Below are 16,030 nucleotides of genomic sequence, written 5' to 3'. Positions count from 1 at the left end.
GTGAGTATGTAACTATCATGTATTCAGATGGTTATAGGTAGCAAAGAAGAAGACGCCTAATAAGCATCAAGAAGGGCGTCTTCAACATGCAAGAAGGGCATGTTCTTGAAGCAAGAAGAGCGTCTTCTTGAACGCTGACGGGCATGTACAGGGAGTGAGTAGAGCGAAAAAGGTTTACAAGAAGGTTCCTCAGATGATAGTAGTAAAGCTTTCTGATACTTATAGTGAGGTTTTCTGACGATTATAGTAAAGCTTTCTGATGCTTATATTGAAGTGTTCTGACGTTTATAACAAAGGTTTTTAGAAACTTATGACCAAGCCTTTCATGAGTTTAGTTCGTTGCTTATGACAGAGGGTCTAGGGTGGGGTAATTAGACAAAGAAATCCCCTTGTTTGTTTGCCGAACAAGTGTTCAGCAACCAACAAGGGGACTTTTTATTTACGTGTTATCGTTCTTACTTAACGCTAATCTTCGCAGCCTTGTTGCCTACACGTACGATGTAGGTACCACGAGCGAGGGAGATGCGAGTGCTGTCGTCAGCAATCTTAGCTTGGTAAACGAGCTTACCATCGATAGTGTAGATAGCTGTTGTAGCATTCTTTGCACCCAGGATATTAATAGCACCATCGTAGAACTGGATCTTAACATCCTTATCTGCACTGACTGCATCAATGCCTGCTGAAGGAGTGAATGTGATGTAGTTTGTGTGGAGAAGGGCATTAGGGAAGTTATCGTTCGCCATCACACAAACAAGTTTCGTGAAGGTTTCACTAAGCTTCAAAGTAGTTACACCATTCTCAACGGTGTACTCGTCATTGGTTGCAAGCTCTTCTCCTTGTAACACACCATCAACATATTGCACATTGCCATCGAACCAGCGGTAGGTAGTAGGCTCACCTCCAACAACCGCCTCAGAGCTGAGATCGACCTTACCATTAACGCACTTAACATCAATTGGGGCCTGAAGGTTGTAAGAGTATTTATCAAATCGCCTGCCGTTGTTGCTTGGCAATGGCATTGTAGAGAACTTCAGACGGTTGCCAACAACGTTGAGAACTCTAAGGTTAGTATTCTTTGACACGTCAACCTTTGTAAGTTTGTTAGCGTTCAACCACAACTGCTCCAACTGAGGAAGCTTGTCGAGTGACACGCTTTCGAGGTCGTTATTGCTCAAGTCAAGGTTCCAAAGCATAGGGTTATCAAGTTTGATATCCTTCATCTTGTTGCTTGATAGGTAAGCAACATTAAGGCTTGGCGCCTTTGATAAGTCGAAGGTCTTAATCTTATTACCAATCAATGACACTGAGAAAAGCTTTGGGAACGGTGACAAGTCAACGTCTGTCAACTCATTCTCATCAAGGTTCAAGTCGGTAAGGTTTGGTGCTACAGGGAGCTTAATAGTTGTAAGTCCTGCCTTCGAAACAGTGATAAGCTTTGCTTCCTTCATACCAGTGAAGTCAGCTTCGGCCATCTTAACGTTTGAGATACTGAAGACTTTCACCTTATCATCAGGCTCAGCAACAAGTACACGTACCTTTGTATTTGGCTTTGACTTAGCTCGGAAGAGCTTGTAAGTCTCTCCAAGTGCATACTGTGTGACGTTACCATTACCCTCCCATTCGATGTAGACAGACTTACCAGGAACATAGCTTGCGAGAGAAAGCGCCACGCTGTCAGTCTGGTTGAGCGTTGTGAATGAAGCCAACTCATACTGTGGGAAGGCGATAGGATGAACGTATGTTGTCTTGAAGACGTTCTGGCCTTCGAAATCAGGGTAGGCTGCATGCGTCATCTCACAATAGATAGAGTCGAGCGCAAGGTTCTTGAACTTAGCAGAACCATCGGTAATGGTATAGTCAGTACCCAACTGTAACGGTGTACCATCCTTCTTCTTCCATACAAACTGAGTCTTAGCACCATTCTTTGTGATGTACTGTTCAGAGAGGTCGATACCTGGTGAAGAGGTTGAAATCTGTAGAACGTGCTGCGGAGCATAGATGAAGTTGCCACGAGAAAGGCCGAAGTCGTTAGGCATATTAGCCAATGTGAAGTAGTTGCCACTGATGTTCAACTTCTTTACAGGTGCAACGGTTGGTATTCCAATCTCGGTCAACTCGTTGTTAGCAACATTGACGTCTTCTATCAGTTCACTGTGGTTAAGGAGGAGACGAGTGAACTTGTTGTAAGAGATATCAAGCATACGCAAGTTGTCGGCATCCTTAAGATCCAGCTTGTTCAGATTGTTATGACTTACATTCAGCTTCGTTACACCATAGATGGTATAGTAGAGCAATGAGTCAATCTGGTTATGACTAATGTTGATATCAGTCAAATTACTCTTATTAAAGTAAGATGATGGACCACGGAGATCAACACGTCTTAGCTGATTGTTAGATAAGTCGAGCTTCTCAAGCTTATTGTTGTAAGAGAGGTCAATAGTAGTAAGACTTGCATTCTTCAGCGTCAGTATGCGAAGTTCTGTGAGTGCAGAGAGGTCGATGTTATCAATATATTGACCGTTAGACTCAAGACTTGTTACGTACTTATCTTGTGGAACATATATAATAATGTTACCTGCGCCAGTACGTGTAGTAGCGATGTTAGGTGTAGCAGGACGCTCTTCCTTAATCTGGAACGGCGTTGTCTCTCCATTACCTAAGTCAACCTTTACTGTTACAGGATTAGCTGCTGTAGCACCAAGGATACCCACTGACATGTTAACTGAGTCGCCTTCAGATCCAAGACTTGCCATTTCAACAGCCTTCTCGTCCTTTCCAAACTCGGCAACAGTCTTTATTCTGAAGTTCTCAGTACGGATAGGGTAGTCTTTAAGACGGCTATTCGTGAACTGTACAAAGACCTGATCATTAAGTGCTTTCTTCAATGTCACCTTACCAGCCTCGTATGAGTAATAGCTGTCATCTAACTCTACTGGTTTTGTTGGGTCGGCCTTTGGAACACGGTAAAGTCTTGCATCTGTTCTTGTGTTCTTACGAAGTACACGCTTGCTAAGGTCGATGACATCACCTACCTTATATGTATCGTTCAACTCCATAGGGTTTTGCTCGTGATAATACTCAAACCAGTTGCCTGGTTCTGGTAGTGTCGCAAAGTCCATGTAGTTGTATCTTACGTTGACACTATATAGGTTTACGTTCTGACTAACGTCAAGGCTCCGTAGGAGGTTACGGTCGCAAGAGAGTGTGAAGAGTTCTGGATTGTTTCTTAAATCAAGCTCTTTCAAGTTGTTACCACCACAATAGAAGTAGTAGAGCTTCGGACAGTGAGACACATCAATGGTCTCAAACTTCACGTCAGTATTGACTGCTCCAGAGGAGTGAGATATGTAGAGCTGCGTTATCTCAGGGTTATGACTAAGGTCAAGAGTCTTGACACGAGAGTCACCCACGTTGAGTATTTGCAGTAATGGGTTCTTTGAGAGGTCTACACTCTCCACGCTTGTCATGTCAAGGCTCAAACGCTGCAGCAGAGGACACTCTGTTGGGTCTGCAACCTTAAGGCTGAGTGTGTGGTAGGCATCAAACGAACGGAGCTTAGGAAAGTTCTTAAGCGTGAAGTTAGGAGAGATATGTCCAATCTGTGGAACCTCCAACACCATAAGATTAGGCATACGACCAATCATCAATGGAGTCTCGGCTGTGAACGGATTGTCCTGCAGATAGATAACACTTAGGCTCTGTAACTTATCAATATTGAGTGACTTTAAGCTGTTATGCTCCAAGTTTAATACTTGTAGCTTTAGGTTGTCATTAAACTCAATCTGGTCGATCTCGTTACCAGAGGCATTAAAGTAATAGATGTTAGCAGGGTCACCCTTAATCGTTACCCACCCATCATCTGACACTGTACCAGTGTAGAGAGAGCCCTTCATGGTCTGTTCGCCATTCTCATTCTCTACTATGGTTTTATTCACATCGAACTCTTCGTCACCTGAACCACAGTCGATGCTAACGGTCGTTGCATTGTCTTTTGCGCCCAACACAAAGGATACTTGTGCTGTAATTCCACTACTTTTAGCCTTAGCAGGTATGTTAGTATGGAACTTGATGATCTGTTGATCGTCTTGCGCATGGGCAGCAAGCGAGCTCCAAAACATTGCCATCACTAAGAGAAGAAAGGATGGCAGAAAAGTAAATTTATGCTTCATATATTTATAAATATTATAGTTTTCTTATATTATAGCATGTGATTAATTATCGTATTCCCAAGGATGAGGAGTGTTCTTCCTATCCTTTGGGAATATTATCCGACGTTTATCAAGCCTTAATAGATAACGATACGCTGTGCCTTACCACCATTTACTTGAATCAAGTAAACGCCCTTGTTCCATGAAGAAGCATTGACGTTGAGTTCGTCACCTTGTGCTGAGAGCGAGTGAACTAACTGTCCGCTGAGTGAATAAGCACGTAAGTTCAGCTGCTTTGCACCAGCAAGGAAGGCTGAGAAAGAGCGTTCGCCAGTCATTGTGATGACAGGTACTTCTTGACTCTCAGCGTATCTCACGCCATTAATACCATCGGTTTCTTTTTCCTTTAGTACCTGCTTTAAGCCAGCGTAAGCGTCAAACTTACCTGCTCCCCACTGTACTGGGTCACCTGTATTAGTAACAAAGTTATCCTTACGAGCGGTCTGCTGAATGATACGTATTACGTCCTTGACTGTCAAACTTGGGTTTGCTTCAAGCCAGAGGGCAATAGCACCAGCCACAACAGGCGTAGCCATGGATGTACCGAGGGATTGATGCCAGTAGTATTTCTTACCACCTTTCTCCAACTTACCCTGCAATGCCATGTCATTATAGCCTAAGTCGGGATTCTCTACAGCGTATGTATTGACAGAAGAGATGATAGATGCGCCCGGTGCACATACGTGTGGAAGGTTTCTACCATCGGCTAATGTACCGAAAGAAGAGAAGCGTGAAGCCTCGCCTTCAGGGAAGTCATCTTCGTCACCTCGCTTGTTGTAACCATAAACAAAGCCGTCGAGAGATGACCAGTGGTTGCGTACATTGTAGCTACCAACAGTAACGATGTTTGCAGCACATGCCATATCGCTGATAGAACCATTGCGTGTTCCGCTTACGAAACCATCCTGCTTGTTGCTATCGAAGTAGATAAACTGTGCATCACTATAAACTTCTACACGCTGTCCAGGCTTCTTACTCTTTATTTCCAACGCCAGTTTATAGTTGCCATCCTTGTTGTCTTTCTGGTTATCACTGGTCATTATCTGCGCCATAGCGTAGTAACGGCCTGTTTCAGGGTCTATCATAGAAGCTGCTGTGACGTATCCATCGAACGCTTTCGCAAAGGTTTGGTTGATAACAGCACCTGACATTGAATAGTCACCACCTGATGCATAGGTAATAGGTTGACCTTTTGTATTATTTTGAAGAGGGATTCTAACAGCAGCTTTATTGCCACGCTTCGTGTTAGTAACAACTATTTGTAGATCGAACGCAGTAGAGTCATTACTATAAGCAGCTATCTGTCCGTTACGAAGATTATAGTAGGTCTTACCTCCAGAACTTAAACTATCTGGCTGCATTGGCGTAAGGAAGGTCTTAACTGTCTCTCCCGCAGCAGCAAAATCCTTCTTTAATGCGATGCCCATGTTCGCCTCGTTACCTGCAGCAACACAGATAATAGCGTGCTTTCCTTCCTCTGCAAGGAAGCGATTCATTACACTTGTAGAGTCGTGTACACCAATGTTACTACCTAATGAAAGGTTGATAACACATGGTTTAGGCTTCTTTCCTGATAGTTGTGCATACTGTACGACATCATCAACACCAAATGCAATATACTGGTCACGCAAGTCTCCGCATGAAGCCACAAGTTCTGACTCTGTCGCACAACCATAGAAAGGATTAGGACCTGTCACTTTATAAGACTTGTCGTTATCGTTAGTCTTAGCATAGGTGATATTGCCTTTGTATCCACCCGCCATGATTCCTGTAGTGTGAGTACCATGGAACGTAGTGTAGGAATCGGTCGTAAAGTCCTCAATAGCGTATGCGTTATCACGATTAGTCAGGGTGTCAAGTACGGCACGAGGGTAATAGTTATCGAATTGATAACCATCCTTATTCGACTGACTGGCTGTAATCTTACTGATATAACCAAATCGCGTGCTGCCGTCTGGCTTGAGAAAGTTGATATGGTTAGGGTCAATACCACCGTCAACAATACCCGTTACCACCCCTTTACCAGTGTAAGCCTGTGGGAGGTCAACACCTTGGTGAATCTTATCGACACCAATCTCCTTACGAACGACATCCATCTTCTGATAGACACGACGTGGGAGTTCCATACGACGAACGCACTTCAAGGCTGAAATACGCTCTATGTCTTTTATTGGAGCTACGACAATAGCGATATTACCACGTACTCGCAACACCTTTACTCCTTGTGCTTCTAAGTCTGCTCGGTCGTTCTGATCCTTCATTTCGACCATTGCCATTGTGTTTTCTGGTACACTCTTAGGTCGTTCAAACGCGCGTGTTCGACTATTGTACGTAGGTATGGCTGTATTGCGGAGTTTATACAGTTCCAACTGACTTTGTAGGTCGAGCTTCGACTGACCGAATGCCATTCCTGCCGTACAGATACTTAATACTGTAAGTAGAAATTTTCTCATCACTTCTTTATTATAATCTTTTTACCATTAATTACGTAGACTCCATTAGGTAGCTGACTACCTTCTACACGCGTTCCATCAAGACGATAGACTACTGCCTTCCCTTGTTTTACGGCTTCTATGGCGTCAATACCAGCTGTGTCGCCCTTGAGTAAGACCTCCAAACGGTCCCCGTTCTTCAAATCAAACTCAAAGCTTGTGCCGCCAGGATAAGGTGGGTTAAGTTTCGTTCCGTTGAGTTTAACCACCATCTTACTCAAGTCATTACCGTATGCACCAAGCATGAAGTGATGATCATCGGCTGAGAACATAACAGTGTTTTCGCCTGTCTGCATCTTTACCGTTGAGTGGTCAGAGCGGTAGAAGTTGAATCCATAGTTCGCAAGGCTGATGTCGTCAATCACAACTATTGCCTTCTGGTCGCGTACAATGGCTGATGTCGTAACCTCAATCGTCATTCCTTCGGTTAGTCTTATCTCGTATGCTCCATCGTAATTGGCTGTTACAGGAGTACCGTTTGCCTTGATTGACTCAACCTTGCAACCGCTGTTTGGCTTTATTTGGATAAGGTTGTTCTTCTCTCCTAACTCAATATTATTACTGCCATTCTGTAGGGTTATCACCTTATTATTATAGCTTTGACCCTCATAAGCGGTGATATTTGCTGCGTTGTCAACAGTCAACACAGCTTTTACAGTAGCATATTTATGTGCCTGAACATCAAAGACAAGATTGTCTTTCACGTAACATTCGTAGTTACCATATATCGTAACGGCAGTGCCATTGACCTTAAAAGCGTCTAAGGCATAGTTGTTTTGGTCGAAAGTTAAGGATAGTTTCGTTCCTGCTTTGAGCTTGAAATCAGCATCATTGTAGTTCTTAACTTCCTTACCATCAGCCATTACCTTTGAGATAATACCCTTTGCAACCTCGTTAGAGAAGTTGAACTTCACTGGATAAGATATGTCCGGATAATCGGCTTTGATATCTACAACACAGCCTGAAGTCAGCGTTACAAAGTATTGACCACCTGAAGAAGCTACGTCATTACCGTCGACTGTCACCTTATATATAGGGGCATCGCTATAATTAGCATTGGTTATCACAAGCGTTTTCTCGGTATTAGGAATCCATTTTACAATGTTTTCACCATTTTGCAACGCTACTGACGTGTGTGACTCATAGCGAGATACCCTCACTTTTGGGGCATTATCGACCTTTACAGAGCATGAACCTGTGCGAACATCAGCTAAGACTCCACTCTTAACCTTAATGAGTATATTCTTGTCAGCATCTGATAGATAGATATTGCAAGACGTGAGATTTGAAATGTTTTGAGCTATAACTGCTCCGTCTTTACCTTGTTTTGTAACATCCTTAAGGTAGTAATCCTCCTTAGCCTCTATACTTAAAGAGGCATATTGCGGTACGTTAACCGTGTTTGTACCATTTGTAAGGTCAGCCACTGGGACATAATTAACCTTCACGGTAACTTTATTAACGTCATCAATATTGATTTTAACGGGCGTATCAGCCTTTGCGTTTACTGATGAGAACACCAATAGTACTAAAAAAAGATAAGCGTAAACCTGCTTCATAGACATATATTTTATTATTGACCAAATATCGGATATAAGCTTTTTCACTATGGTTTCTGCACTAAAAGCAGAGGAGTTGTTGTGATAAATATCGAGCAAACACTTTTACAGGTTATTTGTTCTTTTATAAATCTATTGCAAAAGTAGTTATTATTTATGGTTAGAACAAAGTTTTTTCGCTTAAAATTATATTTTAATTCATAATTAGTCTTATTTGTATCTATTTCAAACAAAATCGTACACAAAACACTTGTTGTTATAAAATAAGCTGGTTTAGTCGACGAGCCGACAGAATACGCATATCTATTCTGACGTCTTAGTTGATTGTTAAAATATGGGATAATAAGCTTATTAACAATGAGTCGACATAGTCTATATACCCGTTCATCATAGTGCAAAGGAACCTATTGATGACAAAAAAGTATTACAATACGTCGACTATCATACTCTCTAAATCCGAGTATAAAGTCTCGTGCATGTGATGTTATAACGTTCAATAAATCAGTATATTACAAGTTGCTTTGCAAAACATGCCTTTCTTGCCTCAAGAAGGGCATGTTCTACATGCAAGAAGAGCCTGTTCTTGAACGTTGAAGGGCCTCTTCTTCACCCATGAAAGGCGTCTGTTCTGTTCGAGAGAAGCGAAAATTCTTGACAAGGGGTAAAGGAGTTAGGGAGTGAAGGGGATTTCTTTCTTACAGAGGAGCACAGATGAACAGGACACACAGGATTTTTCTCTCTCACAGAATTACACAGATGAACAGAATACACAAAGTTTCACAGAGACATTAAGTCAACCGATAACACAGAACCTTACAGCCATCTTTAGCTGAAACGCTCTGTGATCTCTGTATGCCGACGGCCTTCTGTGGGCTCGAAACGTGTGCCAAAAAGGTTCCGTTAGATCTGTGAGTTCTGTGAGAGCAAAAAACCTCTACGAAGTATGCAAGCAGCCCAGTAGGGGTAACCTCGCATACTACGCCCCTCCCTGCGGAGGAGGGGTTGGGGGAGGGGCCACTATCTTGAGGGCTCGAAACGTGTGCTAAAAAGGTTCCGTTAGATCTGTGAGTTCTGTGAGAGAAAAAAACTCTACGAAGTATGCAAGCAGCCCAGTAGGGGTAACCTCACATACTACGCTCCTCCCTGCGGGGGAGGGGATGGGGGAGGGGCCACTATCTTGTGGGCTCGAAACGTGTGCCAAAAAGGTTCCGTTAGATCTGTGAGTTCTGTGAGAGAAAAAACCTCTACGAAGTATGCAAGCAGCCCAGTAGGGGTAACCTCGCATACTACGCCCCTCCCTGCGGGGGAGGGGTTGGGGGAGGGGCCACTATCTTGTGGGCTCGAAACGTGTGCTAAAATGTTTTGTTAATTCTGTGTGCTCTGTGAGAGATAATATACCCACAGAAAATAAGCAGTGTGCTAAAACGCTCTGTTAACTCTGTGTACTCTGTGAGAGATAATATACCCACAGAAAATAAGCAGTGTGCTAAAACGTTCTGTTAAATTCGTGCGCTCTGTGAGAGATAATATACCCACAAGAATTAAGCTATGTGCTTAAACGCTCTATTAAATTTGTGATTTCTGTGAGAGATAGAAATACCCTCTATAAGAGAAGAGAATCACCTCAGTGAGAGAAAAATATATCCTTTGTTAGAGATATAGCTTTTAAGCTCGTTACCTTATCAATTTGTTACCACGCAGCGAAGCCTGTTTATCTGTTACCCTGTCTACTTGTCCACTTACGACAAAATCTGTTTACCTGTTACCCTGTCTACTTATCAGCAAAAGACATACCCTGTCTACCCGTTAACTCGTCTACTTTTCAGCAAAATACATAACTTGTCTACCCGTTAACTCGTCTACTCGTTAACTTACAAAAAACTCCTGTTCACCTGTTACCCTGTCTTCTTATCAGCAAAAGACATACCCTGTCTACCCGTTAACTCGTCTACTTGTTAACAGTTCTACTCGTTCACTCGTCCACTGACAACGCTATTTCGCCTGACCCAAAGCATCGGTGATGGTGTTCATCATAGACAACACAGAACTGTCCAGGGGCCACCCCATGGATGTTTTCGGCAGAGTGAATCAAACACCTACCGTCCGACAACTGATCAACAGTTGCTGGATGGTACTCAGGTGTATGGCGAATCTTGAAGGTAATCTTCTCTGGTAAGGTTGTAATACCTTCTGTTAAGAAATGGAAGTCATGGAGCGGGAAATCTTTTTTATAGGCTGTAGCAGGGTCGTAACCATGACTTACATATAGGATATTTTTAGTTACATCTTTCTTAATAACAAACCAAGGGCCACCGCCAAGACCGAGCCCTTTACGTTGCCCGATGGTATGGAACCATAGTCCCTTGTGCTCGCCTATCTTCTTTCCCGTCTCAAGTTCGATGACGTCGCCTATTTGTTCGCCTAAATAACGACGTACATACTCGTTATAATCGATGTTCCCAAGGAAGCAGATACCCTGCGAATCCTTGCGATGGGCATTGATGAGATTCTCTCGTTCGGCAATCTCTCGCACCTCATTCTTCTCGTAGTGGCCAATAGGGAAGATTGCTTTCTTCAGCTGCCAGTCGTAAATCTGTGCCAAGAAATCGGTCTGATCTTTCACTGGGTCAGGACTTGTTGTGAGCCACTTACGCCCATCAATCCACTCAGTCTGTGCATAATGGCCCGTTGCGATGAGGTCATAGTCATGTCCCATCTTCTCATCAAAGGCCCCAAACTTTATCAGTCGGTTGCACATAACGTCTGGGTTTGGTGTAAAGCCAGCCTTCACCTTCTCCATAGTGTAGCGTGTCACCTGGTCCCAATACTCCTTATGACAGTCGATGACCTCCAACTTACAGCCAAAGCGACGTGCCACAAGCGTAGCCATCTCAAGGTCTTCTTCTGAGTTGCAGTCCCAGTCCTCTTTCTCTTCTGGTCCTATCTTTATATAGAAACAGTCGGGATGTAGTCCTAAGCGTGCAAACTCATAGACCACAACTGAGCTGTCGACGCCTCCAGAAAGGAGAACGGCAATACGCTTACCTTCGAGTTCCTGAATATCCATCTTTACTTTCTTCCCTTCTTACTTATACTTTTTCTTTTACTTTCTCGTCGGCCGCTTTCTTCTTGTGGGCCACCTTCATTCTATCAAATCCCATGCCATAGACACCGTTGACAGCACCTTGTGAAACAAAGGCGTTAGGGTCTATCTCGTCAATCACTTGATAGATAGAGTGGGCTTCAGACCGTCGTGCGATGACAAAGAGCATTCCCACCTTCTTACCAGTGTAGAATCCGCGTGCTTCAATGACCGTACAACCACGGTCGACATCGTTGTTTATGGCAGAACCTATCTCTCCCCAATGGTCAGAGATGACAAAGAACTGCACCGAGCCACGCATACCGTTGATAAGATAGTCTACCACGTAGGTCATCACAAAGAGAACGATATAACCATAGATAACCTTCTCCCAGTTCTCTAACACAAGATAACTGGAGGTGATGATACACAGGTCACACGCCAAGATGACACGTCCGAGCGATATATCTCGGTACTTATGAATCATTGCGGCAATAACATCTGAACCGCCCGAACTGGCATTATACTGCAGAGCAATGCTTACTCCGACCCCTAAGAGCACACCTCCTACGACGCAGGCAAGGAATGGCTCGTCAGAGAACAAGGGGTGATTAGAGAAGGCCTCACGCAATACTGATGTCGAGAAGGCAAAGACCAATACGGCAAAGATTGTCCTTACGCAGAACTTCCAACCCAAGATCTTTAACGCAACAAAGAGTAGTATGCCATTAATAATAAGGTAGGTGTACTGCACTGGGATGTTGAAACCCCACTGAATGACAGACGCAATACCCGCAATACCACCTATTGTGATGTGGTGGGGCAACAGAAAAGCACACCAGCCGAAACTCCCAATGAGCATAGCTAACGCAATCATCAGAAACTCGCGTACATCTCTTAACTTATTCTTTCTTTTTCTTACCATGTGTTTGTCAACCATTAGCTTTGTGCAAAGTTAGTGAAAATATTGTGAATGTCAAGTGAATAGCAAAACTTTTATGGGATAATAGGGCAACTTTCAGATGTTTTTATTATTTTTGCGGTGGGTAATAAACCGATTATACTATGGTTGAGATCTTTTCTGCTGACGGATGGTTGAATAAGAGTATCGTGTCAATCAATGATTTTACATGGTCGTATATTCTTGTTGCGGCACTTATTCTCTGTGCGTTATGGTTTACGTTTCGTACGCATTTCGTGCAGTTTCGTATGGTAGGTGAGATGGTTCGCCTCTTGGGTGAATCGACTGATACACACGATAAAGGAGAGAAGCATGTATCTTCCTTTCAAGCCTTTGCAGTCTCTATTGCGTCTCGTGTGGGGACAGGAAACCTTGCCGGTGTAGCGAGTGCCATAGCCATTGGTGGTCCGGGGGCGGTCTTCTGGATGTGGATTATCGCTCTCCTTGGGTCGGCCACGGCCTTCATCGAGTCAACGCTGGCCCAATTGTATAAGCGTCGCCATGCCGACTCGTTCATTGGTGGACCCGCCTATTACATCCTTCATGGTATGCATTGCAAATGGATGTCGAAGCTCTTTGCCATCCTGATAACGATGACTTTCTGTATGGCTTATATCTCCATACAAAGCAATACGATATGCGGTGCAATGCAGAAGGCCTTTTCTATCAATCCCACATGGATGGGTGTTGCCCTTGCAGTACTCTCTTTGGTCATCGTCTTCGGTGGTATTCAGCGCATTGCGAAGGTCAGTAGTGTCCTCGTCCCATTGATGGCAGTGGGCTATGTCGTCCTTGCCTTGGTGGTTATCGTTATGAATATTCAACTCATCCCACACGTCTTCCGCCTTATCGTAGAGAATGCTTTTGGCTTTGAACAGTTTGCAGGTGGCGGATTGGGTGCCACGATGATGAATGGAATAAAGCGTGGACTCTTCAGTAATGAGGCTGGTGAGGGATCGGCACCGAACATTGCTGCGACCGCATCTACGACCCATCCCGTCAAACAAGGACTTATCCAGTCGCTCGGAGTGTTCACTGATACGCTGCTCGTTTGTAGTTGTACGGCTTTTATTATTATCATCAGCGGACTTTATACAGACGGTTCAGCGTCGGGTATTATGCTTACACAGAATGCCTTAGAGCATGAGGTAGGCTCGAGTGGACCGATATTTGTAGCCATCGCCATCTTCTTCTTTGCGTTTAGTAGTATTATTGGAAACTATTATTATGGTGAGGCTAACGTGCGCTTCCTCACCCAGCGTCCTTCAGCCATCCTTGTTCTGCGTATCATAACAGGCGGTTTGATGGTGATGTTTGGTGCTATTGCCAGTCTTGACCTTGTATGGAGTATTGGCGACTTCTTTATGGCGCTCGTCACAATATGCAATCTTATAGCTATCATCACACTTGGTAAATATGCCTTCCGCCTACTCGATGACTATCGACAACAGAAGCGGGCAGGTGTGAAGAGTCCTGTCTTCAAACGCGAGACAATGCCTGATATCGAAAAAGATATTGAATGTTGGTAGGAGAGAAAGGGCTTACTTGTGTTGGTGGTAAGCTCTTTTCCTTTTTTAGGTTCGTGCTGCTTGAGATGTTGGGAGTATCTTTCTCTCACAGCGGGTATTTCTTTCTCTCACGGAGGGTATTTTTTTCTCTCACGGAGGGTATTTCTATCTCTCACAGAGCACACAGATTTAACAGAACTTTTCTACCAACGTTTCGAGCCCATAAGATAGTGGCCCCTCCCCCAACCCCTCCCCCGCAGGGATGGGCGTAGTATGTGAGGTTACCCCTACAAGACAGCCAGTAAGATAATAGATCGAGACGCACATCCTCCTTATAGGGGTATCTCGGTGATTACGCCCCTTCCCTTCGGGGGAGGGGACGGGGGAGGGGCCACTATCTTCACTGAACCTTGTGTGTTCTGTTCTTCTGTGTTATTCTGTGAGAAAAATAACGCAACCTCTTTATGAGATGAGACACATGCAACTCGCTGGGGATTTCTTTCTCTCACAGAGTACACAGATTTAACAGAACTTTATCCGCCCACGTTTTGATTCCACAAGGATAGTGTCCACTATTCTGTTTGTGCACATCTCTCCCAGAGTAAACGGATGGATAGCTACGAAGCTGGTTACCGCTTAATGGGAAAATTTGCTTCTGATGATGCCATCAACTGAGAATCTACCAGCACCAGCGAACCATGAGAGGACGAAGATGACAAGGTAGAGGAAGGCTAACTCACCACCGCTAACCGAACCGCCATGGACGGTTGTGAAGGCTACTATCATGGTGAATATCATCGGCAACAGTGCTAATCGAGTGAGAAAACCGAAGACAAAGGCCAAACCGCATACCAACTCGCCGAAAATACTTAGTCCTACAGCTACCTCACCACTCAATCCGAAGGGTGCAGGGAAATGTGCTGCGGTCTCCGTGAAATGCTGCAGTTTCTCGAGGCCGTGGCTCGCAAAGGTCAAACCGAACACGAGGCGTGATGCCAACAAAAGGAGGGATGCCTTTGTACTCTCAACCTTTGGGAATAATAGTTCTGCTGTTTTCATATCGTATAATCCTTTCTTTTTATGTTGTTCAACTTGTAGTGCGCACCTTTCACACCTTTTATATAAGGATAGACGTGTGTGGCTAATCACACTGAATTTATCTTTTTTATAGTTGCAAAGATAGGGATAATTCTCTTTTCTATCCTTAAAAACGCTGTAAAAGTTTATCGAAAACGATGAAAATATTATCTATGTGGTATTTTGTCGACCGTCTTTTCTCGGCTTGCTCTCCCTGTTTTGTGCCAGAAAGTCTGTCTATTATATGGTTGAGAAATTGCGTGTTTGTCGTTTGTAAGGCTGAGATAAACAGAAAACGCTGCTTTTGCTTGTGATAAAATATATTTACAAAACTACGTGTTCGTGTCCTTCTTTTAGGATGGGGATAGTAGTCTCTATTGGTGTCGTAACTCTTTTGTATTCAATAATTTAAGTAGTAGTAAAGGAGAAGATGCCTTTCAAGGGTGGAGAAGGGCGTCTTCTACATCCAAGAAGGGCGTCTTCTTCGAGCAAGAAAGGCGTATTCTTAATCCTTAAAGACCGTAGTCTGGTTTTAAGAAGATGAATTATCTTTACAAAAATGATTGTTTCATAGTTTGCCAAACAGCATTAGTAATATTAATATCGTGCTACAGCGAGCGTGTATCTCAGTGTTTATACCTACTTTTTGGTATGTCCGTGAGCAATAAGACAAAACCTTATAATTGACCAAAAAGCCAACTAAAACCAAGGCTTCCGTGACTTTTTTGGAAATCTTATAGTATTTTTATGTAGTTAAAATACATTAAACATTCAGTCTATTTCATTGATAATCTGTAATAAATGTAGTAACTTTGTAACCGCTTAACATGCCTAACTAAGATAATTCTTACGCCACATAAACAGTTTAGTCACAATTGTATAGGACAAGAATAACTATTATTCATTCCTCTATTTTATCGCTCACATGAGTAAAAAAACGTAATTTATAAAACAAAGATAACTATTAAAAAGAATGAAAAAGAAGTATTTTTCGCCCACTATCAATGTATATAACATTGTGGAGGCAGAGACGATTTTGGCAGGTTCTGGTGGTCAACCAAGTATTGGCGCATCCGTAGGTGGATTTGAAAATGGAGGAGAAGAGGATTTGGATGGAGAGTAATTTCCTGTATTAATAAGTCC

8 protein-coding genes are annotated in these 16,030 nt (G+C 43.4%); 2 read left to right on the top strand and 6 right to left on the bottom strand.

Annotated features, from left to right (window positions below; translation table 11 throughout):
* Positions 1 to 455: 455 nt before the first annotated feature.
* The 5 genes from CHB62_RS07475 to CHB62_RS07455 form a co-directional block, all read right to left on the bottom strand.
* The gene (locus CHB62_RS07475; protein WP_089366337.1) at positions 456 to 4,169 is read right to left on the bottom strand and encodes a DUF6383 domain-containing protein; all 3,714 of its coding nucleotides are present in this window, start codon (positions 4,167 to 4,169) and stop codon (positions 456 to 458) included.
* 116 nt (positions 4,170 to 4,285) lie between these two features.
* The gene (locus CHB62_RS07470) at positions 4,286 to 6,661 is read right to left on the bottom strand and encodes a S8 family serine peptidase (protein WP_089366336.1); all 2,376 of its coding nucleotides are present in this window, start codon (positions 6,659 to 6,661) and stop codon (positions 4,286 to 4,288) included.
* Complete coding sequence (locus CHB62_RS07465; RefSeq protein WP_089366371.1) at positions 6,661 to 8,259, bottom strand: hypothetical protein; 1,599 nt, start codon at positions 8,257 to 8,259, stop codon at positions 6,661 to 6,663. Before CHB62_RS07465 ends, CHB62_RS07470 begins: the two co-directional genes overlap by 1 nt.
* Positions 8,260 to 10,231: 1,972 nt before the next feature.
* The gene (gene mnmA, locus CHB62_RS07460) at positions 10,232 to 11,326 is read right to left on the bottom strand and encodes a tRNA 2-thiouridine(34) synthase MnmA (RefSeq protein ID WP_089366335.1); all 1,095 of its coding nucleotides are present in this window, start codon (positions 11,324 to 11,326) and stop codon (positions 10,232 to 10,234) included.
* Positions 11,327 to 11,348: 22 nt separating this feature from the next.
* Positions 11,349 to 12,266, bottom strand: a complete 918-nt coding sequence (locus CHB62_RS07455; RefSeq protein ID WP_042856159.1) for a YitT family protein — start codon at positions 12,264 to 12,266, stop codon at positions 11,349 to 11,351.
* A gap of 140 nt (positions 12,267 to 12,406) precedes the next feature.
* On the opposite strand from CHB62_RS07455, the gene CHB62_RS07450 reads away from it, so the two are divergent.
* Positions 12,407 to 13,831, top strand: a complete 1,425-nt coding sequence (locus tag CHB62_RS07450) for an alanine/glycine:cation symporter family protein (protein WP_089366334.1) — start codon at positions 12,407 to 12,409, stop codon at positions 13,829 to 13,831.
* Between the two features lie 615 nt (positions 13,832 to 14,446).
* Here CHB62_RS07450 and CHB62_RS07440 read toward each other — a convergent pair.
* Positions 14,447 to 14,869 (bottom strand): DoxX family protein, encoded by a 423-nt coding sequence (locus CHB62_RS07440; RefSeq protein ID WP_089366332.1) that lies wholly within the window; start codon positions 14,867 to 14,869, stop codon positions 14,447 to 14,449.
* A 991-nt stretch (positions 14,870 to 15,860) separates the two neighbouring features.
* Here CHB62_RS07440 and CHB62_RS14870 point away from each other — a divergent pair.
* A complete protein-coding gene (locus tag CHB62_RS14870) occupies positions 15,861 to 16,010 on the top strand; it encodes a hypothetical protein (RefSeq protein ID WP_158296854.1) in 150 nt (49 codons plus the stop codon).
* The last annotated feature ends 20 nt before the right edge of the window (positions 16,011 to 16,030 follow it).

This window comes from Prevotella jejuni (genome assembly GCF_900187995.1).
Classification (GTDB): Bacteria; Bacteroidota; Bacteroidia; order Bacteroidales; family Bacteroidaceae; genus Prevotella; species Prevotella jejuni.
Note: the sequence above shows the minus strand (reverse complement) of the source record. Positions and strands in the feature narration are given on the sequence as shown.